Annotated in this window: 24 protein-coding genes; 15 read left to right on the top strand and 9 right to left on the bottom strand. The window is 35.9% G+C overall.

Annotation, left to right across the window (positions count from 1 at the left end; all coding sequences use genetic code 11):
- Positions 1 to 188: 188 nt before the first annotated feature.
- Entirely contained in the window at positions 189 to 593 is a 405-nt protein-coding gene (locus ABD000_RS07135; protein ID WP_343765269.1) for a hypothetical protein, read from the top strand.
- Here the strand turns inward: ABD000_RS07135 and ABD000_RS07130 are convergent.
- On the bottom strand, positions 568 to 1,041 hold the full coding sequence (locus ABD000_RS07130; RefSeq protein ID WP_343765267.1) for a DinB family protein: 474 nt from the start codon (positions 1,039 to 1,041) through the stop codon (positions 568 to 570). The two genes, ABD000_RS07135 and ABD000_RS07130, sit on opposite strands and share 26 nt — an antisense overlap.
- 51 nt (positions 1,042 to 1,092) lie before the next feature.
- Here ABD000_RS07130 and ABD000_RS07125 point away from each other — a divergent pair, with 51 nt between their 5' ends.
- Entirely contained in the window at positions 1,093 to 1,680 is a 588-nt protein-coding gene (locus tag ABD000_RS07125; RefSeq protein ID WP_343765264.1) for a methyltransferase domain-containing protein, read from the top strand.
- On the opposite strand, the gene ABD000_RS07120 is transcribed toward ABD000_RS07125, so the two are convergent.
- Positions 1,652 to 2,536, bottom strand: a complete 885-nt coding sequence (locus ABD000_RS07120) for a sterol desaturase family protein (RefSeq protein ID WP_343765261.1) — start codon at positions 2,534 to 2,536, stop codon at positions 1,652 to 1,654. The two genes, ABD000_RS07125 and ABD000_RS07120, sit on opposite strands and share 29 nt — an antisense overlap.
- Positions 2,537 to 2,619: 83 nt before the next feature.
- Between ABD000_RS07120 and ABD000_RS07115 the strand changes: the two genes are divergently transcribed.
- On the top strand, positions 2,620 to 3,093 hold the full coding sequence (locus ABD000_RS07115) for a methyltransferase family protein (RefSeq protein ID WP_343765258.1): 474 nt from the start codon (positions 2,620 to 2,622) through the stop codon (positions 3,091 to 3,093).
- 104 nt (positions 3,094 to 3,197) lie between these two features.
- The gene (locus ABD000_RS07110; RefSeq protein WP_343765256.1) at positions 3,198 to 3,623 is read left to right on the top strand and encodes a DUF2141 domain-containing protein; all 426 of its coding nucleotides are present in this window, start codon (positions 3,198 to 3,200) and stop codon (positions 3,621 to 3,623) included.
- Positions 3,624 to 3,699: 76 nt separating this feature from the next.
- Here the strand turns inward: ABD000_RS07110 and ABD000_RS07105 are convergent, their stop codons facing one another.
- Positions 3,700 to 4,008, bottom strand: a complete 309-nt coding sequence (locus ABD000_RS07105; RefSeq protein ID WP_343765254.1) for a hypothetical protein — start codon at positions 4,006 to 4,008, stop codon at positions 3,700 to 3,702.
- A gap of 135 nt (positions 4,009 to 4,143) precedes the next feature.
- Here ABD000_RS07105 and ABD000_RS07100 point away from each other — a divergent pair, with 135 nt between their 5' ends.
- A complete protein-coding gene (locus ABD000_RS07100; protein ID WP_343765252.1) occupies positions 4,144 to 5,085 on the top strand; it encodes a hydrogen peroxide-inducible genes activator in 942 nt (313 codons plus the stop codon).
- Between the two features lies 1 nt (position 5,086).
- Here the strand turns inward: ABD000_RS07100 and mazG are convergent, their stop codons facing one another.
- From mazG to ruvX, 4 genes are all read right to left on the bottom strand, one after another.
- Positions 5,087 to 5,860, bottom strand: coding sequence for a nucleoside triphosphate pyrophosphohydrolase (mazG, locus tag ABD000_RS07095; RefSeq protein ID WP_343765250.1), 774 nt, complete (start codon positions 5,858 to 5,860; stop codon positions 5,087 to 5,089).
- Between the two features lie 95 nt (positions 5,861 to 5,955).
- Positions 5,956 to 6,366 carry a DUF5606 family protein gene (locus tag ABD000_RS07090; RefSeq protein ID WP_343765248.1) on the bottom strand — a complete coding sequence of 137 codons (411 nt, stop codon included), beginning with the start codon at positions 6,364 to 6,366 and terminating at the stop codon, positions 5,956 to 5,958.
- 67 nt (positions 6,367 to 6,433) lie between these two features.
- A complete protein-coding gene (def, locus tag ABD000_RS07085; protein ID WP_343765246.1) occupies positions 6,434 to 7,024 on the bottom strand; it encodes a peptide deformylase in 591 nt (196 codons plus the stop codon).
- Positions 7,025 to 7,104: 80 nt separating this feature from the next.
- Positions 7,105 to 7,515 carry a Holliday junction resolvase RuvX gene (gene ruvX, locus ABD000_RS07080; RefSeq protein ID WP_343765244.1) on the bottom strand — a complete coding sequence of 137 codons (411 nt, stop codon included), beginning with the start codon at positions 7,513 to 7,515 and terminating at the stop codon, positions 7,105 to 7,107.
- A gap of 369 nt (positions 7,516 to 7,884) precedes the next feature.
- Between ruvX and ABD000_RS07075 the strand changes: the two genes are divergently transcribed.
- From ABD000_RS07075 to ABD000_RS07065, 3 genes are read left to right on the top strand one after another with little or no spacing between them, the layout of a single operon-like run.
- Positions 7,885 to 8,313, top strand: a complete 429-nt coding sequence (locus ABD000_RS07075) for a hypothetical protein (protein WP_343765242.1) — start codon at positions 7,885 to 7,887, stop codon at positions 8,311 to 8,313.
- A gap of 5 nt (positions 8,314 to 8,318) precedes the next feature.
- Positions 8,319 to 9,128 carry a 2,3,4,5-tetrahydropyridine-2,6-dicarboxylate N-succinyltransferase gene (locus ABD000_RS07070; protein ID WP_343765239.1) on the top strand — a complete coding sequence of 270 codons (810 nt, stop codon included), beginning with the start codon at positions 8,319 to 8,321 and terminating at the stop codon, positions 9,126 to 9,128.
- Between the two features lie 9 nt (positions 9,129 to 9,137).
- Positions 9,138 to 10,193 carry a glycosyltransferase family 9 protein gene (locus ABD000_RS07065; protein ID WP_343765236.1) on the top strand — a complete coding sequence of 352 codons (1,056 nt, stop codon included), beginning with the start codon at positions 9,138 to 9,140 and terminating at the stop codon, positions 10,191 to 10,193.
- On the opposite strand, the gene ABD000_RS07060 is transcribed toward ABD000_RS07065, so the two are convergent.
- Positions 10,180 to 11,127 carry an NAD-dependent epimerase/dehydratase family protein gene (locus ABD000_RS07060; protein WP_343765233.1) on the bottom strand — a complete coding sequence of 316 codons (948 nt, stop codon included), beginning with the start codon at positions 11,125 to 11,127 and terminating at the stop codon, positions 10,180 to 10,182. The two genes, ABD000_RS07065 and ABD000_RS07060, sit on opposite strands and share 14 nt — an antisense overlap.
- Positions 11,128 to 11,283: 156 nt before the next feature.
- Between ABD000_RS07060 and ABD000_RS07055 the strand changes: the two genes are divergently transcribed.
- The gene (locus tag ABD000_RS07055; protein ID WP_343765230.1) at positions 11,284 to 12,042 is read left to right on the top strand and encodes a glycosyltransferase family 2 protein; all 759 of its coding nucleotides are present in this window, start codon (positions 11,284 to 11,286) and stop codon (positions 12,040 to 12,042) included.
- Here the strand turns inward: ABD000_RS07055 and ABD000_RS07050 are convergent.
- Positions 12,026 to 12,823 carry a Kdo domain containing protein gene (locus tag ABD000_RS07050; RefSeq protein WP_343765227.1) on the bottom strand — a complete coding sequence of 266 codons (798 nt, stop codon included), beginning with the start codon at positions 12,821 to 12,823 and terminating at the stop codon, positions 12,026 to 12,028. The two genes, ABD000_RS07055 and ABD000_RS07050, sit on opposite strands and share 17 nt — an antisense overlap.
- A gap of 41 nt (positions 12,824 to 12,864) precedes the next feature.
- Here ABD000_RS07050 and ABD000_RS07045 point away from each other — a divergent pair, with 41 nt between their 5' ends.
- The 6 genes from ABD000_RS07045 (at position 12,865) to ABD000_RS07020 (ending at position 18,739) form a co-directional block, all read left to right on the top strand.
- The gene (locus ABD000_RS07045; protein WP_343765224.1) at positions 12,865 to 13,923 is read left to right on the top strand and encodes a glycosyltransferase; all 1,059 of its coding nucleotides are present in this window, start codon (positions 12,865 to 12,867) and stop codon (positions 13,921 to 13,923) included.
- Positions 13,920 to 14,855, top strand: a complete 936-nt coding sequence (locus ABD000_RS07040) for a glycosyltransferase family 2 protein (protein ID WP_343765221.1) — start codon at positions 13,920 to 13,922, stop codon at positions 14,853 to 14,855. The genes ABD000_RS07045 and ABD000_RS07040 overlap by 4 nt, the downstream gene beginning before the upstream one ends.
- A complete protein-coding gene (locus ABD000_RS07035; RefSeq protein ID WP_343765219.1) occupies positions 14,842 to 15,576 on the top strand; it encodes a glycosyltransferase family protein in 735 nt (244 codons plus the stop codon). The genes ABD000_RS07040 and ABD000_RS07035 overlap by 14 nt, the downstream gene beginning before the upstream one ends.
- A 140-nt stretch (positions 15,577 to 15,716) precedes the next feature.
- Complete coding sequence (locus ABD000_RS07030; RefSeq protein WP_343765216.1) at positions 15,717 to 16,286, top strand: L-threonylcarbamoyladenylate synthase; 570 nt, start codon at positions 15,717 to 15,719, stop codon at positions 16,284 to 16,286.
- A 28-nt stretch (positions 16,287 to 16,314) separates the two neighbouring features.
- Positions 16,315 to 17,733 (top strand): CCA tRNA nucleotidyltransferase, encoded by a 1,419-nt coding sequence (locus ABD000_RS07025; protein WP_343765213.1) that lies wholly within the window; start codon positions 16,315 to 16,317, stop codon positions 17,731 to 17,733.
- Positions 17,726 to 18,739: a COX15/CtaA family protein gene (locus ABD000_RS07020; RefSeq protein ID WP_343765210.1), complete on the top strand. Its 1,014-nt coding sequence runs from the start codon at positions 17,726 to 17,728 to the stop codon at positions 18,737 to 18,739. The genes ABD000_RS07025 and ABD000_RS07020 overlap by 8 nt, the downstream gene beginning before the upstream one ends.
- Positions 18,740 to 18,760: the final 21 nt, after the last annotated feature.

Here is an 18,760-nt window from a genome sequence, read left to right as displayed (position 1 = left end):
TTTTTAACCAAGCGCAAACTATAAACGAATAATATATGACCAAATTCATTAGTCACTGAGGTATATTCATATGTTTAGATTTCTCAAGAATCTAAAGAAAGAAAATAAGATTATGCTCTATACGTTTTACATTTATACCATCCAAGTCAAAGTTGACGAAGAGTTATGTAATTTAGAAACAGAAACATATGAAGAGAATCATTAAAAACAGTGCTATTGTACTATCACTCATATTGCTCGTTTTGGTAGCGATGATTTTTAGACCTATTATGAACCTTGAACCCAAAGATTGCGGCAAGCTAACCGGTGAAATCATCACATTGAAAGCTCATCAAGGATCAAAAGACATCACATTTAGGGTTAAAGGAGACCAACGCAGGTTTTATATCAACCGCGGACTGGAACAAGGCCTGATAGAAGAAGAGCTCATTGAAGCGACCACCAATACAAAAAGCTTAATCTACTACGCCGATCATTGGACTCCGCTAGATCCCAAAAGCATTGTACGCCATGTCGCCCATATTGAAGTTGATGGTACGGCGTTATTTTCAGAATTTAAGGAAAACCCTACCCTTTCTTCAACATATCCCTGATGATTTTGAGGTGATGTTTAGTATGAAGCTCTAAAAAATAAATCGTCTGCTTTTTATTGATTATACCGAAGTAAGGATGTTTAAAGTTTGCTTTTGCAGGAAGAGCTTCCAGTTCATCCACCAATACCTTCATGCGTTTGATAAGCTGTTTTAATTTTTCTTCGGAAGCCTCCTCTGTGGGGCGAGTGACTTTTGGGGCACGTCCTTGCCCACGGGGAAAAGAACCTCTAAGAAACAGAAAAATTCTGGTGAGGTTATAATTAGGCTTAAAATCTGAAGGGTCTGAAGCTTTTATAGCACTACAAACACCTATCAAAACATGTAGTGCGTGTTCAATGTGCCATGCTACAGAAACTTGAGAAACGGATGTGTTGATTAAAGTCCTCTTAGAAATAAACGACCCTAACTCATTTACTTTATCTTGTAATCTTAATACGGATTTACTCATATGGGAAAGATACCTTTATCTTTACAATTATAAAATCACAGATTAACTTCAATGAAGATCGATACCACCTACTGGAATAACCGCTACCTCGCCAATCAAACCGGTTGGGATATTGGCTATCCTTCTACTCCGCTAAAAGAATATATCGACCAGATCAAAGATAAAAGTATTCGCATCTTGATCCCGGGAGCAGGAAATGCCTATGAAGCTGAATATCTTCATCAGCAGGGATTTACCAATGTCATTGTAGTTGATATTGCTTCAGAAGCGGTAAAGAACTTCAAACAACGTGTACCTAACTTTCCGGAAGAACATGTATACCAAACCGACTTTTTTGATCTGGATACAAGCTTCGACCTAATCTTGGAACAGACGTTCTTTTGTGCGCTTGATCCTTCCTTCCGCGAAGCGTATGCAAAAAAAATGCACGATCTACTTGATTCTAAAGGTAAACTGGTGGGTGTGTTATTTAATTTTCCACTATCATCGCAAGGACCACCCTTCGGCGGAAGCCAAACAGAATATCAATCTTACTTTACCCTGTATTTCAATATGCTCACATTAGAAGCGTGTCACAACTCTATTCCGCCACGAAAAGGCAAAGAAATCTTTATGATTTTGGAGAAGAAGGTTTCTTAAATCCATACAGCGCTTGTGTTCTAAATGCTTTAGGAAAATGTTCATCGCCCTCAAAACCTAAGGGAATAGTTCCGCTATCCTCCGGGACGTAGTAGGTACAAAAGAGATAATCCCAAAGGCTTAAACTTATACCAAAATTGACTCCGAATTTTCCTTTGGGGACCGTATAAGCATGATGGTATAAATGCATCACAGGGTTGTTAAAAATGTATTTCAATGGTCCCCAAGTCAATTTTATGTTTGCATGATTGAGATGACCTATGGCTATTGCGATAAAATGAACAATAAATGCTTGTTGGGGTTCAAATCCTCCAATGAGCATTACGCCAAATGTTTTAAGTGGTTTATACAGGATATTCTCCATCCAATGGTAGCGTAGGTGAGCCGCAAATCCCATTTCTTTTACACTGTGATGTACTTTATGAAATTGCCATATTACCTCATATTTGTGCAATGCCATATGCGTAATCCATTGTAAAAAATCTAATAGAATGAAGAATATTAAAAGCTGAACCGTTACAGGTAATTCAGAAAGATCAATGATGGCTAAAGAATTCATAGTAATCCCAATATCGTCGAACAATACTTCCAGTACATCGTAGAATCCACTGACCATAATGGCAAACACAAAAAAGTTGAAGAACATATAAAAGGCATCCAGCCAAAAGTCTTTTCTAAAGATGGCTTGATCTTTTCGCCACGGAAATGCTATTTCAAGGCCCCAAATAGTAAGTGATAGGATGATGAGACCCCAAAAGTAATTGGTGTACCAAGGCACACCAAATGTAATCGAATTCAAAGTCCACTGGCACGTATTTAAAAAACCGTTTATAAATGCTTCAACGTAAGTTTGCATTACCCAAAATTACTATTTTCACTTCGATTTATCGTACCATAGAAACGTTTAATCATATAGTGTTATATTTAATATTAATGAATATGATGTCAAAAAATTTCGGCCTTGTTTTCATCCAAATTATTCTATTTGGATTGTATTTTTTACCCATACGCTTTTGGTCGTTTATACTTCCCGATTACCTGCAAATAGTGAATTTGATTATTATTGGGATGGGCATTTTGGTAGTAATCTTAGGTGCAGTGCAACTTAACAAAAACCTTACGCCGTTTCCATCTCCTAAACCTAATAATTCATTAGTTTACACCGGTGTTTATAGTATGATAAGACACCCTATGTATACCGGGATACTTTTTATTTTTTTAGGCTATGCATTATACAGACATTCTTGTTATAAAATAATAGTCTGGGTGGCATTTTATGTGCTTTTTAGATTTAAATCAAATTATGAAGAAATGTTACTGCTTAAAAAACACAGCGATTATAAACAGTATCGGGAGAAAACAGGTAGATTCCTTCCCAATTTTATTCTCTTTTTAAGGAATAAAACCGAATAGGTACAATTCAGCCTTAAAAATCAACGGTTGGGTGATTAGAATTCTTTAAATATAAGCTCTGCGCTTACTTTTACACCATCAATTAATAACCTAAAACAAATCATATGAAAACGATCCTAACATTATGTCTTACAGTAGTGATTACCACTTTAAGTATTGCTCAAGAAAAAGAACAAGCCACAACAACAGTAACCGTTCACATTGAAAATGTGCTGAGTGATAAAGGAACTATTCACACCGGATTGTATACTGAGGATACTTTTATGAAAGCTGCTCCAAACTACAGCTCAAAAGATACCATCAAAGATGGTAAAGTCACGCTTATCTTTAAAAACGTACCTGCCGGCACGTATGCCATAAGTTCATATCATGATGAAAATGATAATAATCAAATGGATTTTGAAACCACTGGAATGCCAAAGGAAGATTACTGGGTATCGAACAATCCCGCAGATTTTGGACCACCACAGTGGGAAACAGCAAAATTTACTGTAGGTAAAGAACCCGTTATACTTACCTTAAAACAATAGTGAAAGAATTTAATTGATATAAAATAAAACTGTCTTAGAAATGCTTGTTTCTAAGACAGCTTTTTACATAGATTGATTATCCTGCAAAATCAGAACAATCCAAATCTTGATATTCTTGTATAAGCGCTTCTACATCTGTTCCCACGGCGATATTACATTGTTCTATGGCTTCTAAGAATTCAATAGCTTCTTCTCTTAGATCGTTACACGAATCCTCTGTGGGATTATTTAGAAATGCATTAGCGGCATCTAAATATTGCTGGGTAATGATATTAGGATTGCTACAATCAAATTGTTGAGCATCACCGTCACCATCATCATCGTTTTTAGAACATCCGGATAACACGATGCCTAACATCAAGGCGTAGAAATAAAGTTTTTTCATGTTTATTGTTTTTATTTCTTTTTAATGTAACAGCGACGACAAGGTTAACGAGATAGAGAAAAACTTTTTTTAGTAAAGCTTTAATAGTATTTAGCAATGATAAAAATACCTTTGTACAGATTGTTAATTTGAGATATGACCATTACACAGTTACACTATGTTCTTGCGGTAGCCGAACACAAAAACTTCACTAAAGCAGCGCAAAAAGTTTTTGTTACTCAGCCTACGTTAAGCATGCAAATTCAAAAATTAGAGGATGAGCTGGATATTCTGATTTTTGATCGAAGTAAAAAGCCCATAGAATTGACCGAGGTAGGGCGAAAAATCGTTTCTCAGGCTCGTAATATTGTTAATGAGAGCAATCGCATTAAGGATATTGTTGATCAGGAAAAAGGATTTATTGGTGGAGAATTTAAATTAGGGATTATACCAACAGTAATGCCCACCCTACTTCCTATGTTCTTACATAACTTTTTAAAGAAATATAGCAAAGTGAAACTCACTATTGAAGAGATCCATACTGAAGCTATGATTGAGAAGCTGGAAGAGGGACATCTTGATGCGGGTATTGCCGCTACACCGCTCAATAATGATCTTATAAAGGAGCGCGTTTTGTACTACGAACCATTTGTTTCTTATATTCCTTATAACCACACTCTTCAAAAACTGGATAAACTTACAGTAGAGGATCTAGATGTTAATGAGATTTTATTGCTTCAAGATGGGCATTGTTTCAAGGATAGTGTGATCAATTTATGCAAGGCTTCTAAAGATTATTTAGACAATAATATGAGGCTGCAAAGCGGAAGTTTTGAAACCTTGATTAAACTTGCTGATGAAGGTTTAGGAATGACATTACTGCCTTATCTACATACATTGGACCTAAACGGTGATCGCAGCAAAAATCTCAAAATGTTTGAAGAACCTACACCGGCACGAGAAGTGAGTCTTATCTATCATCGCAGTGAGCTTAAGATGCAGATCATTGAAGCGCTACAGAGCGTAATTGCTGGAGTTGTAAAAGGTGCGATTGCATTTCAGAATGTTCAAATTATCAGTCCGAAGCCTGCTAAATAGATTATAATTCTTTAGCCTCTTCCCAAAAGACATCAATTTCATCCAGGCTCATATCTTTGATGGATTTATTACCTTCTTTAGCTCTTTTTTCTAAATGCTGAAAGCGTTTTATAAACTTCTTATTCGTGCGTTCAAGCGCATTTTCAGGATTTATGTTTAAAAAACGGGCGTAATTGATCATGCTGAAGAGTACATCGCCAAATTCGGCTTCCATTTTTTCCTGATCCCCTTTCTTTACTTCATGCTGAAGTTCTCCCAGTTCTTCCTGAAGCTTTTCAAATACCTGTTGAGGCTCTTCCCAGTCAAAACCAACTCCAGCAACTTTATCTTGTATTCTATTTGCCTTCACTAATGCCGGAAGACTCTTAGGCACTCCTTCTAAGACACTATTCTTACCTTCTTTTAGCTTTAAATTTTCCCAGTTTCGCTTTACATCATCTTCGTCATTTACCTTTACATCGCCGTAAATATGTGGATGACGATCGATAAGTTTATCACAGATAGCATGAGCAACATCTGCAATATCAAATGCTTTTTTTTCACTTCCAATTTTAGCGTAAAAGACAATGTGCAACAATACATCACCTAATTCATTTTTTACCTCATCCAAATCATTGTCTAAGATGGCGTCGCCCAATTCGTACGTTTCTTCAATCGTAAGATGCCTAAGACTCTCCATGGTTTGTTTTCTATCCCAGGGACATCCTTCTCGCAGCTCATCCATAATGGTAAGTAAACGATCAAAGGCTTCCAGTTGCTGTGTTCTGCTATTCATGAGGTAAAATGCTTCAGATATAAAACAATGTAATTAAAAAATCCTTTAAAGCGAAGGCCCTAAAGGATTTTAAAAATGTAAATTTTTAAGGATTTTTATTCTTCCTCGGCAGTAGCCGGTTCAGAAAAATCATTAATATCATTCTTGATTAGGAGATTATACCATTGAACGACCTTTTTAATATCACTGGGATACACGCGGTCTTCGTCATATTCAGGTAAAATCTCATTGAAATAGGAAATCAATTCTTCTTTGGGGGATTTGTGAGAGATCGCTTCTTGATAGGATTCTTTCTCTCCTATTTTAGTAAATACTTCACGCAACGGAATTTCTTCGGTATACGTATAAATAGCAATCTCACTGAGCATACTAACGTTTTCACGTGCGCTTACGGCTATTTTCTTGCCGTCCAAAAGTGACTCAGCTAAGAAACCTCCGCGGGTTTGCGTTTTCAATTCGTAAAGTCCGGGTTTGCCGGTGATTGATAAAATTTTTTCTAATCCCATTATTGCTTTTAATTGAGGGTGGCAAATATCATATTCTTAAGCAGTAAATCAAATTTAAGACTAAGATTTAACGTCGTTTTTTAATGGCAGGAAAACGCATACGATAATCCACCGTTATATTTCCTTTAGAGATATTATTGAGTTTTCCTTTTATCAAACGTTTTTTGAGAGAAGAGAGTTTGTCTGTGAATAAAATTCCTTCAATATGGTCATATTCATGCTGGATCACACGGGCAGCCAAACCAGAAAACTCTTGTGTATGTTCCTTAAAATCCTCGTCCTGATATCGAATTGTAATAGCCTTATTTCTAAACACATCTTCTCTAACATCTGGAATACTTAAGCATCCTTCATTGAAGGCCCATTCATCGCCAGTTTCTTCTAAAATTACCGGATTAATAAGCACTTTCTTTAGCGATGCAAGTTCTTCTTTTTCTTTATTTGTTAAATCGTCATCGTCTGCGAACGGGCTGGGATCGATCATGAACAATCTAATCGGCAATCCAATTTGAGGTGCTGCCAGACCTACGCCATGAGCGGCATACATCGTTTCCCACATATTAGCGATAAGCTCATTGAGTTTAGGATAGTCTTCAGAAATCTCTGTAGCTTTTTTCTTAAGGACAGGATCCCCGTAGGCCACGATAGGTAAAATCATAGGTTTCTTGGATTGCTTAAATCGCGGCAAATATACAAAGTTATATGCGGTAAGTCCTAAAAAGTAAGGATATACAAATACTAAGGATTGTAGAGATAGTTTTGTAGAATTATGGTCGCACTTATCTCATCGATAAGTGCCTTATTTCTTCTTTTCTTTTTTGACATCCCGCTGTCAATCATTGCCTGAAAAGCATCTTTTGAGGTAAACCGTTCATCCACACGTTTGTAAGGCATTTGAGTAAATTGTCGTTCAAACTCCTTAATGAATTGTTGAATATAGACTTCACTTTGAGATGCGGTACCGTCTTTTTGTTTTGGCTCTCCAATTAATACCAATTCTACGTACTCCTTTTTAAAGTAGTCTGCTAAAAATTTTAATAAATTTTTGGTTTCTACTGTTGTTAGACCAGAGGCAATGAGCTGTAGGTCATCTGTAACGGCTATTCCGCAGCGTTTAGTTCCATAATCAATAGCAAGGAGTTGTGGCATGCATTAAAAATACACCATTTTTTTAAAAATTTTATTGTCTTTTTTGAGGTAACGGCAAACGATTGATACTTTCTTTGTTTATTTGTAACCTTATGCAAATTGACGCGATGTTAAATTCAAATTTTGTACGGAAGCTTTTAATTTTTTGTATCTCATTTCTACTAATAATGCATATCACAAGCTTTATAAATTTTTATGTCAATGACTTAAACATGAGAGATTTCTTTTTTAGAAAGTTCAACTTTGCTAAAGAAAAAAAATGTGCCGTCTACCTTTTCTAGTTTATTGTTTCTCATGATCTCCTTTCTTCTTTTTTATTTAAGAAATATTAGGCTATCCCAGCCAGTTTCAAAATCGTTCTGGCTAGGAATGAGCGTACTCTTTTTGTACCTTGGCTTTGATGAATTACTTAGGCTTCACGAAAAAATAGGGAGAATGATTGAGGCGAGTTTTGATACGGGAGGCATATTTTATTATGCATGGGTGATACCCTATGGTATAGCCTTGCTAATTCTGGGTTTGATTATCGTAAAACCATTTTTAAAATTGCCCTTTCGGTTTCAAAAAAAGTTTTTTCTGTCCGGTTTTATCTTCGTTGCAGGTGCTGTTGGACTTGAAATGTTATCTGGTTGGTACATTGACTTCAATCAAATACCAAATGAAAAAATAAATACAACCTTAGCCATAGTTGCTTTTTATACTACAGAGGAAACATTAGAAATGATTGGATTGAGCTATTTTATAGTTTCCCTATTAAAGCTTAAAGAGACCTATCCTATAACAGCTAAATCAATTTAAAATTTATGTCAAAAAAAATTATTGAAAAAGCATGGGCAGATCGCTCATTACTAGAAGATGCTAAAACACAAGGTGCTATTCGTGATGTAATCGAGAAGTTGGATAGCGGAGAGTTACGTGTTGCTGAGCCTACAGCGACTGGCTGGCAGGTCAACGAATGGGTCAAGAAAGCTGTGGTCCTCTATTTTCCAATTCAAAAAATGGAAACCCTTGAAGCAGGCATCTTTGAATACCACGATAAAATGCCACTTAAAAAAGGGTATAAAGAAAAAGGAATACGGGTGGTTCCAAATGCAGTTGCCAGACATGGTGCGTACATATCAAGCGGCGTCATCATGATGCCGAGTTACGTAAATATTGGTGCTTACGTTGATGAAGGGACTATGGTGGATACCTGGGCAACGGTTGGTAGCTGTGCCCAAATAGGAAAAAATGTACACTTAAGTGGCGGAGTTGGTATAGGTGGAGTGTTAGAACCATTGCAGGCAGCTCCCGTTATTATTGAGGATAATGCATTTATAGGATCTCGATGCATCGTTGTTGAAGGGATTAGAGTTGAAAAAGAAGCTGTTCTAGGCGCAAACGTTGTACTAACCGCTTCTACAAAAATTATTGACGTAACCGGCAATGAACCAAAAGAGATGAAAGGGATTATCCCAACCAGATCAGTCGTTATACCAGGGAGTTATACTAAAACATTTCCGGCAGGAGATTTTAATGTTCCTTGCGCACTAATTATTGGGACTCGTAAAGAGAGTACGAACAAAAAAACCTCTCTTAATGACGCATTGAGAGAGTATAACGTATCTGTTTAATACGCACGCTTGAAAAAGTTTTTAATTATTCAACAAAAGATGATTGGGGATGTGTTAACCTCTTCATCCTTGTGTACCTATATTAAAAATAAAGACCAGTCTTCTATAGTTCACTATCTTATTAATGAATCGACGAAAGATGTAGTCTTACATCATCCAGATATCGATAAGCTCATTCTATTAAAGAAAAATAAGGAAAGTAGTATCCCTTATTTAGTCAAAATAGGCTTACTGCTTAGAAAAGAGAAGTACGATGTAGTTTTTGATGTGTATGCAAAATTATCCAGTAACCTCATCAGTCTCCTTACGAATGCTGATATCAAAATTGGATATAAAAAATCTTATAGCTCTTTTATATATCATCGAACAATCTCACGCACTAAAGACCATCTCGCGTTAGAAGCAAATACTGCACTTAAAGACCGTGAAAAATTACTTAGGGCATATTTTAATGAAAAATCTATTGAATTACCTAAACCAACTATTTTCCTGACGGAAGTAGAAAAAAATGACGCCGGGAAACTGCTTGAGGAAGCAGGACTCAACTCGACAAATCCAATACTGATGATTGCTGTCTTGGGAAGTTCTGATGCAAAAACATATCCGCTTGACTATATGGCGCATATATTAGATCATTTACATGAAACACTACCTAAAGCACAAATCATATTCAACTACATACCCAACCAGTTGGAACAAGTCAATCAGTTATATTATGCCTGTAAGACTTCTACCCAAAATGCTGTTATTAGAGATGTATACGGTAAAAGCATACGAGAATTTCTAGCATTGCTTTCACACTGTGATGCCCTTATCGGTAATGAGGGAGGCGCCGTAAATATGGCAAAAGCTCTTGAGGTACCGACTTTTTCGATATTCTCTCCACAAATTTCAAAAGAAGCCTGGTCTCTTTTTGAAAATGAGCAAAATTATGCCATTCATGTGAATGACGTTTTATCAGCTGAAGAAAAGCGTCGTCTTACGAATAATGAATTATATTCAAATTTCACTCCACAGCGTATTATACCTTTGCTCAATAAATTTATAGCTCTTAATTTGACCTGAATTTCTCTTCGTACCAGGTAACTTGCTTTTTAAGCCCATCTTTAAAAGAAGTGGTTGGATGATAGTTTAACAGCTTTTTTGCTTTATCAATATTAGCCGATGTTTTGAGTTGATCGCCCGGCCGCTTCGCTACAATATCAAAATTTGCCTTTTTACCAATGATTTCTTCTATTAATGAAATACCCTCACCGGTAGTATACACTTCATCGCTGCCTAGATTGATAATTTCTCCATTACACATATCCTTTTTATTTAATACCATTTCTAGTCCTTTGACGATATCTCCCACATAAGTGAAACTTCGCTCATGGGATAGACTTCCCTCATAAAGGGGAAAACTAGTCCCATCGAATATCGATGCTATGAGCTTAGTATAAAGCTTCTCAGGACGCTCCCGGGGACCGTATACCGAAAAACAACGTATGGAACAGGCATCTATTTTTCCAGATCGTTGTGCAGCCATAACCAATTGTTCAGCGGCTAATTTAGTGACACCATAGTCTGAAACTGGTTCTGGTGCAGCAGTCTCTGGAGAAGTTGCCTCAAAACCATAAATAGACGATGTGGCTATATTGACGAACATCATCTTCTTTCGTTTTTGGGTCAACAGAAACGACAATAGATTTTGAGTAGCCAATACATTATTTTCTAAGTAATCATCAAACGGAGTAGACGCAGATATCCCCGGTTGTGCGGCAAAATGATATACCACATCAAAATCATTTGATAAATGCTTAGATAGATCTTCTCTTAAGTCAAGTTCCTTAAAATTAACGCCGTTGGCAATAAGATCCTCCCGATTCAGCTCTTTAAGTTCTCGTGAATAATACGATGAAAAATTATCAACACCGGTCACGTCATGACCATTATTGGCTAATTCTTCAGATAAATGGGAGCCTATAAATCCGGCAGCACCGGTAACTAAAATCTTCATGAATTTATATTCAAAATTCAAAAATAACGCTATCCACTCTAAATAGTTTCAAATTATAACTCAAAATTGAAGAATAAATTCGATAACGTTAAAAAGAATGTATATTATAAAATAAAAATTAATCCTATACTTGCATAGCAAGCGTATATTCAATTTATGGTTAAGCTAAGTGCGGTCATTATTACATTTAATGAAGAACGAAAAATACGGGATTGTCTTATTTCATTAATTGACGTTGCAGACGAGATTGTCGTAGTAGATTCTTATTCTACTGATCAAACGAAAGCTATTTGTCAATCATTTAATGTTAGGTTCATAGAGCAAACCTTTTTGGGATATAAAGAGCAAAAGAATTTTGCCGTAGAACAGGCATCACATTCGTATATCATCTCATTAGATGGTGATGAAGCGCTGTCACCTCAACTACAACAATCCATCCTTGAGCTTAAGAAAAATTGGCTGTTAGATGGCTACTACATGAACCGATACAACAACTTCTGCGGTCAGTGGATTAATTATTCTGATTGGTACCCTGATAAGAAATTAAGAGCCTTTAAAAAAGGTAATGGGGAATGGAGAGGAATTAATCCTCATGATTCCTACAAATTATTTTATCCCAATAAAGCCGGATTTTTGAATGGAGATATTCTTCATTGGAACTATCCAACCTATAGCGCCTATAACCGACAAATTGAAAAATTCTCAAGTATTTCAGCTCAATCATACTATGAGCTTGGAAAAAAAGCTCCTATCTTTAACATTTTATGGAATCCTTTTTGGGCTTTTTTCAAAGCTTATATTTTGAGAAGAGGATTTTTAGATGGATTTAATGGTTTTGTGATATGTGTTCAAACGGCACATCTCACCTTTTTGAAATATATCAAATTAAGAGAGCTGATTAAATCGGAGAAGTAGATGTCATAGATTTATATTTCTTTTTCCAGAAAAAGAAGAATTTCTTTAATCGTATTTTCTTATAATATTTGTGTTGAAACTCACGGGTGTGCTTCCACATGAGTTCAAAAACCTCCTCTTTATCGTAATTCCCACATTTTGCATACTCATCACTCATTGTTTTTATCATAGCTTTATGAATTGTCAATTTTGCGAAATTCCTAATGCGTTGTTCAAAAGACAGCGGTTCAAAATTCATGCGGTTTAAATCTACCAAATGAAAATTGTAGCCGCGATTAGCTCTTTCAATGAGAGTATTTCCCGGGGAGTGATCTAAGAAATGAACATTCTTCTCATGCAGCTCATATGTAAAACGCGTAAAGGCTTTAAGAATTTCTTCATGATCTTCAATTGAAAAATCCGTGGTTAATTCTCTGTAGGTTAAATCACTGGGTTGATATTCGCTTACGTAGTAGCTGGATGTAAGTCCAATCCAATCAAATTCTTCAACAAAGTGTAAAGGCTTGGGAGTTCCTATATTTAATTCGGTGAGTCGTGTAGCGTATTCGAATGATCTTTGGGCCTTACTTTTTCTGAAAAAACGGTAGACTATTCTGTTAAAAAGATGTGGCGTTTTAAACTTTTTAAAAACGGTTTTTGTTTGGTTTGAAAGCGATACGAGAGCCACTAAATTTCTGCCTCCTTGAAGAATCTTTTCCGCAGAATACTCTACTCCATTTCTAATTATCCCCTCAATTTCTTCTTTATGATGCTGTGATTTGTCCAATATATCGTTTCTCAAAAAAATTAAACCTTTACATTTACACTAGCTAAACTCATTAAATGCCCTTAGAAAAAATTTACGTTCTTCATAAACACGGTGCAAAAGGACACTATGTAGGTTTGGAATGTTTAGCAAAAGAGCACAATTTATCTATTGAATATTATGAATTTTCGATTTTAAGTACTCTTTTAAAATCTGCTATCAAACTTGATCTTAGAACATTTAGAAAGCAAGTGGATAACATTGCATTTTTCCGTTCTTTAAAAAAAAGTAAAAATAAGAAGATTATTTTGGGCATCGCTCCTTACGATTACAAACTTGTTTCATTGTTGCCTTACCTTGAGAAACATCATATTTATTATCACACCTCCTGGACCTGTTGGGATAAAAGCTTTTATCCAAATCACAAAAAAAACACTGATCTCCTTTTTGAGCAATGGCGTAATTTTTTAGAATTTAAAGTGCGACATATCTTTGCAGTAACCACGAAAACGAAAAAAGAACTTAATGGTAATTATAGCATTGATGACACCAAAATCAGCGTAGTCTATCATGCATTGAAATCTGCCTTTCACTTGCACGAAGCTGAAGAAAGAAAAGAACATAGTTTTATTTATGTGGGGAGATTGCTTCAACAAAAAGGTATTGAAGAACTGGTATCTTTTTTTGAGCGACGTACAGAGGCGTCTTTGACTATTATTGGTGATGGTAAGCTCAGCGAATTAGTGAAAGAAAAAGCAGTGAAACATTCGAATATTCATTTTATCACACCAATATATGATGCAGATGAACTAGCTAAATTATATCGCCGTCATCAGTACGTAGTGTTAAACTCTAAACGAACTGCTAAATGGGAAGAGCTTTTTGGAATAATTCTTATCGAAGGTATGTCACAGGGAACAATTCCTATTGCCAGTAATCATCCTGGACCTAAGGAAATTATCACCGGTGATAATGGATTTTTATTCCCAGAAGGAGAATTACACGCGACCCTCAATAAAATCCTTAAGAATAATACAAGTATACACTCCATGTCGCAACAAGCCTTAGCTTCTTCGGCACAGTTTCATCAAAAAAATATAGCGCAACGCTGGAAAAAAATTTTAGTAAAAAAATGATTGATATTTGTGCCATCATTATAAATTATAATACTGCTTCATACACCATTGGATGTATAAATTCATTATTGGAAAACACTTCTACTCAAACAAGCTATGAATTAGTCATCGTTGATAATAACTCTTCTTTTGAAGATTATTCAACCTTAAAAAAACACATTGGAACTGTAAATGATTATAGAGTTAAACTGGTTAGAAGTAAACAAAACATAGGCTTTGGAGCAGGAAATATGTTAGGGGTGCAACACACTTCTCCCTGCAAATACTATGCATTTATAAATAATGATACACTGATGGTATCTAAAGACTGTTTGGGTGGACTTAAATTATTTATGCAACAAACACCAGATGCTGGTATATGCTCTCCTCAAATGCTGGATGAGGATAAAAATTTTAGAGTGACTATTGACCACTACTCCTCGCTCAAGCGTGAAATCTTTCGACGTCCACTATTAGAACGCCTTTTTCCAACAACATATTTAAACCGAAAGCAACGTTTTGAACAACCTACTGTGGTACACTATGTTCAAGGTTCTTTTATGTTTGTTGATGCTGCTTCATTCAATATGATTGGGGGTTTTGATACAAATCTTTTTCTTTTTTATGAAGAATCAGATCTTAGTTTAAGAATGACTAAAAAAAGTAATAAAAACACCTATATCGTTCCATCGCTGGAATATATTCATTACAAAAGTGCCAGTATGAATAAGAATATCTATCTTAAAATGGAGCAGAAAATTTCACTGCTCTATCATACCCAAAAGCACTACGGCAGTATTCAGCGTGCCGTTCTCAATAGTTACTTTTGTATACGTTATTTCTTTACAGCCTTAATAAAACCATCCTATTGGAGGCTTTTTGTGCTGCTATTAGAAGGAGCTCCTCTTTCCAAGTCATTGAAACTAAAACAGCAGATTAATGAAGAAATTTAAAAATCTAATTGCAGGTATTCTAAGGTTTATTTTTTCATCGTATCCTAAAGACGAGAAAGATATTCCCATTTTTATAAATAATTACAATCGACTTAGCACATTAAAACTTCTCATTATAGCATTAAAAAAAAGAGAATATACCAACATTCATATTTTAGATAATCAATCGACTTATCCTCCTTTATTAGAATTTTACAAAACCACAGAGTGCCATGTACATTTATTGAAAAAGAATTATGGCTCCAAAGCTTTTTGGAAAAGTGGCTTATGGTTAAGGTTTGTCAATTCATATTTTGTTCTTACTGATTCAGATGTTGTACCCGTTGATGAATGTCCGTCTGACTTTTTAAAATTTTTTTTACAAATGTTAAAAAAGTATCCAATAGTCCATAAAATTGGATTTTCTCTAAAAATTGATGATTTACCAGATCATTACGCAAACAAGCAAAAGGTAATTGAATGGGAAAAAAAATATTATCAGCAAAGCATAGAACAACATATTTTCATAGCTCCTATTGATACTACATTTGCACTTTACAGACCGTTTTCTAAAGTTGGCGAACGAGATGAAAGAACATTAGTTCTAAGGACTGGATTTCCTTATCAAGCAAGACATTTGCCATGGTACATCAATAGCAATGCTCTGGATGATGAGGAAAAATTCTATTTGAATTCTCTCAACACAAGAACCCACTGGTCAAGACGAAATCTATCCTTTTAAAAAAAATGTGCCATAGTATTTAATAAATTTCCCTTTTACAATTAAGATCGATCGAATAAAAAAACTATGATAAATACGTAAGTATAACTAACCAGTATTAATAATAATTTTCATGTTAAAAATTATTCGAACGTATGATAATGAATGATCAACAAAAAGAAATTCAAAACACCATCCAAATCCTCAAAAAAGGCGGACTCATCTTATTTCCAACAGATACGATTTGGGGAATTGGTTGTGATGCTACCAATGCAGCGGCAGTAGATAAAATTTACGCCTTAAAGCAAAGAGATGAAAGCAAGGCGCTAATTTGCTTAGTGAATGATTTTAAAATGCTTAATCGGCATGTAGAAAATATTCCAGAAGTTGCCTATGACATCTTACGATATGCTTCAAAACCAACAACCATTATTTACGATCAACCCATCAATATCGCCGAAAACTTATTAGCTCCAGATCAAACCTTAGCAATTCGTGTTGCACAGCGTTCATTTTGTAAAGATTTGGTTCAGAAATTCAAAAAGCCAATTGTAGCCACCTCGGCAAATATCAGTGGAAAAGCAACCCCAAAAAGCTACGCCGAAATATCTACCGAAATTTTAAAAGGAGTGGACTATATCGTACCTTTGCAATCCCAAAAAATGAGTACTAAACCATCAGCTATTATTAAGCTTTCGAATGATGGTGTAGTCCAAGTGATACGCAAATAGAATACTCATTGTTAAGGTGATTAACAATATGAATAATCATACAAAAGCCCTTCCACATCCTATTTTCTTTATCATTGCAAAGGCAAGTCAAGAGTTAGGTCTATCTACCTTTGTGATCGGCGGATTTGTACGTGATTATATTCTGAACCGCGGAGAGGCTAAAGATATTGATATTGTTACGCTTGGCAGCGGAATAGCACTCGCAAAAAAAGTAGCTCAACTCCTACCGAACAAGCCTAATGTTCAGGTGTTTAAAAACTTTGGTACAGCTATGCTTAAAACGGAAGAGATTGAGGTAGAATTTGTAGGAGCTAGAAAAGAGAGTTATCGTAAAGACAGTCGTAAACCCAGCGTCGAGGAGGGAAGCCTGCAAGACGATCAAAACCGAAGAGACTTCACCATCAATGCGATGGCTATAAGCCTAAATAAAGATAACTATGGGACACTTATTGATCCCTTTGGTGGATTAAATCATTTAGAAGAAAAACTGATTAAGACACCGCTGGAGCCCGGTGTTACCTATAGTGACGATCCGCTGCGTATGCTTAGAGCAATACGATTTGCCACGCAGCTCAATTTCACGATAGAAGAAGATTCACTGCAGGCTATTACGCAACATGCTGATCGCATTACGATTATTTCAAAAGAGCGAATTATAGATGAATTGCATAAAATTCTATTAGCTGCCAAACCAAGCATAGGCTTCGCTCTATTAGAAAAAACTAAATTACTAGACATTATCTTACCAGAGCTTATTGCACTTAAGGGAATAGATGAGATTGAAGGCCAACGTCATAAAGATAATTTTTGGCATACGCTAGAGGTGGTTGATAATATCGCTCAACACACAGATAACCTTTGGCTTAGATGGGCAGCCTTATTGCATGACATTGGTAAAGCACCCACAAAGCGTTTTGACAAGAAAATTGGATGGACCTTTCACAGTCATGAATTTGTAGGAGCAAAAATGGTCTACAAACTATTTAAGCGACTCAAAATGCCGCTCAATGATAAGATGAAGTTTGTTCAAAAAATGGTGTTGATGAGTTCGCGACCCATCGTTATTGCCAGCGATGATGTGACAGATTCTGCTGTACGCCGACTAATTTTTGACGCGGGAGATTATATTGAAGATCTTATGACCTTGTGCGAAGCAGATATCACCACCAAAAATCCCAAACGATTTAAAAAATATCACAACAACTTTAAACTAGTTCGTAAAAAGATCAAAGAAGTTGAAGAGCGTGATCATGTGCGCAACTTTGAACCTCCGGTAAGTGGTGAGGAGATTATGCAAACCTTTAACCTCAAACCTTCCCGTGAAATAGGCGTGATTAAAGATGCGATTAAAGAAGCCATTCTAGAAGGTGAAATCCCAAATGAATATGCTGCTGCACGTGAATTTATGTTAAAAAAAGGGAAGCAACTCGGTTTGACTCATGTATAGACGACTTGTAAAAATATCATTGATCCTGGTTTATCTAGTTATCGTAGCCGGCGCGCTGGTAAGAATGACCGGGAGCGGTATGGGATGTCCAGACTGGCCTAAATGCTTTGGATATTACATTCCGCCTACAGAATCTTCAGAATTAATGTGGCAAGCGAATAAAGAGATTCATCAAGGACAAGTCATTATTGTGAATGAAAGTCTTCAAGTTGCCAAAAGCGATTTCACTTCTGGTGAAACCTATCAACAATCAAATTGGGAACCCTATACTAAACACGACTATGCCACCTTTAATGTATGGCATACCTGGATTGAATACCTTAACCGATTAGTGGGTGCCTTAGCCGGTTTGGCAATTCTTTTTATGGCTTTCGTCTCTATCAAATTATGGAAAGATGATAAAGCCATTACATTACTCTCTTGGTTCACCGTTTTTTTAATGGGGTTTCAGGCGTGGTTAGGTGCAACAGTAGTTTATTCTGTTTTAGTACCTGCTAAAATTACTACTCACATGTTAGTAGCGCTACTTATTGTTGCATTACTCGTATATCTTCTGGAAAAAGTTACTCCAAAGATGAATAATTCACAAGTTCCTGCCAAGATAAAAGGTTTTCTAGTGGCTGCACTTGTATTAACGATTATTCAAATCATCATGGGTACACAAGTGCGGCATTATGTGGATGATCAAATTGACCTGTTGGGATATAATGCAAAAGACTTATGGCTCAATGACCCAATGTTTACCTTTTATGCGCATAGGTCATTTTCTATCATAGTCCTGCTTGTCAATGTGTATTTATTGTGGCAAATACGAATGAAAAACTATGCGCTCAAAAATTATCATTGGGTTTTGGCGCTTATAGGCATTGAAATCCTTTCGGGAATGGCGATGTATTATGTTGATTTTCCCGTGGCATCACAGCCATTGCATTTAGTTATTGCCTCACTCTTATTCGGAATGCAATTTTATGTTTTTCTACAAGCCCGAAACGTCAAAAAAGTCTAATTTTACAGCCTTAATTTTCTT

The sequence above is a fragment of the Gangjinia marincola genome (assembly GCF_039523415.1).
GTDB classification, from domain to species: Bacteria; Bacteroidota; Bacteroidia; order Flavobacteriales; family Flavobacteriaceae; genus Gangjinia; species Gangjinia marincola.
Note: the sequence above shows the minus strand (reverse complement) of the source record. Positions and strands in the feature narration are given on the sequence as shown.

Bases quoted from the DNA above. Each gene is read 5' to 3' on its own strand.
- ABD000_RS07135 (WP_343765269.1), top strand. From the start codon at position 189: ATGAAGAGAATCATTAAAAACAGTGCTATTGTACTATCACTCATATTG.
- ABD000_RS07130 (WP_343765267.1), bottom strand. From the start codon at position 1,041: ATGAGTAAATCCGTATTAAGATTACAAGATAAAGTAAATGAGTTAGGG.
- ABD000_RS07125 (WP_343765264.1), top strand. From the start codon at position 1,093: ATGAAGATCGATACCACCTACTGGAATAACCGCTACCTCGCCAATCAA.
- ABD000_RS07120 (WP_343765261.1), bottom strand. From the start codon at position 2,536: ATGCAAACTTACGTTGAAGCATTTATAAACGGTTTTTTAAATACGTGC.
- ABD000_RS07115 (WP_343765258.1), top strand. From the start codon at position 2,620: ATGATGTCAAAAAATTTCGGCCTTGTTTTCATCCAAATTATTCTATTT.
- ABD000_RS07110 (WP_343765256.1), top strand. From the start codon at position 3,198: ATGAAAACGATCCTAACATTATGTCTTACAGTAGTGATTACCACTTTA.
- ABD000_RS07105 (WP_343765254.1), bottom strand. From the start codon at position 4,008: ATGAAAAAACTTTATTTCTACGCCTTGATGTTAGGCATCGTGTTATCC.
- ABD000_RS07100 (WP_343765252.1), top strand. From the start codon at position 4,144: ATGACCATTACACAGTTACACTATGTTCTTGCGGTAGCCGAACACAAA.
- mazG (WP_343765250.1), bottom strand. From the start codon at position 5,860: ATGAATAGCAGAACACAGCAACTGGAAGCCTTTGATCGTTTACTTACC.
- ABD000_RS07090 (WP_343765248.1), bottom strand. From the start codon at position 6,366: ATGGGATTAGAAAAAATTTTATCAATCACCGGCAAACCCGGACTTTAC.
- def (WP_343765246.1), bottom strand. From the start codon at position 7,024: ATGATTTTACCTATCGTGGCCTACGGGGATCCTGTCCTTAAGAAAAAA.
- ruvX (WP_343765244.1), bottom strand. From the start codon at position 7,515: ATGCCACAACTCCTTGCTATTGATTATGGAACTAAACGCTGCGGAATA.
- ABD000_RS07075 (WP_343765242.1), top strand. From the start codon at position 7,885: ATGAGCGTACTCTTTTTGTACCTTGGCTTTGATGAATTACTTAGGCTT.
- ABD000_RS07070 (WP_343765239.1), top strand. From the start codon at position 8,319: ATGTCAAAAAAAATTATTGAAAAAGCATGGGCAGATCGCTCATTACTA.
- ABD000_RS07060 (WP_343765233.1), bottom strand. From the start codon at position 11,127: ATGAAGATTTTAGTTACCGGTGCTGCCGGATTTATAGGCTCCCATTTA.
- ABD000_RS07055 (WP_343765230.1), top strand. From the start codon at position 11,284: ATGGTTAAGCTAAGTGCGGTCATTATTACATTTAATGAAGAACGAAAA.
- ABD000_RS07045 (WP_343765224.1), top strand. From the start codon at position 12,865: ATGCCCTTAGAAAAAATTTACGTTCTTCATAAACACGGTGCAAAAGGA.
- ABD000_RS07040 (WP_343765221.1), top strand. From the start codon at position 13,920: ATGATTGATATTTGTGCCATCATTATAAATTATAATACTGCTTCATAC.
- ABD000_RS07035 (WP_343765219.1), top strand. From the start codon at position 14,842: ATGAAGAAATTTAAAAATCTAATTGCAGGTATTCTAAGGTTTATTTTT.
- ABD000_RS07030 (WP_343765216.1), top strand. From the start codon at position 15,717: ATGAATGATCAACAAAAAGAAATTCAAAACACCATCCAAATCCTCAAA.
- ABD000_RS07025 (WP_343765213.1), top strand. From the start codon at position 16,315: ATGAATAATCATACAAAAGCCCTTCCACATCCTATTTTCTTTATCATT.
- ABD000_RS07020 (WP_343765210.1), top strand. From the start codon at position 17,726: ATGTATAGACGACTTGTAAAAATATCATTGATCCTGGTTTATCTAGTT.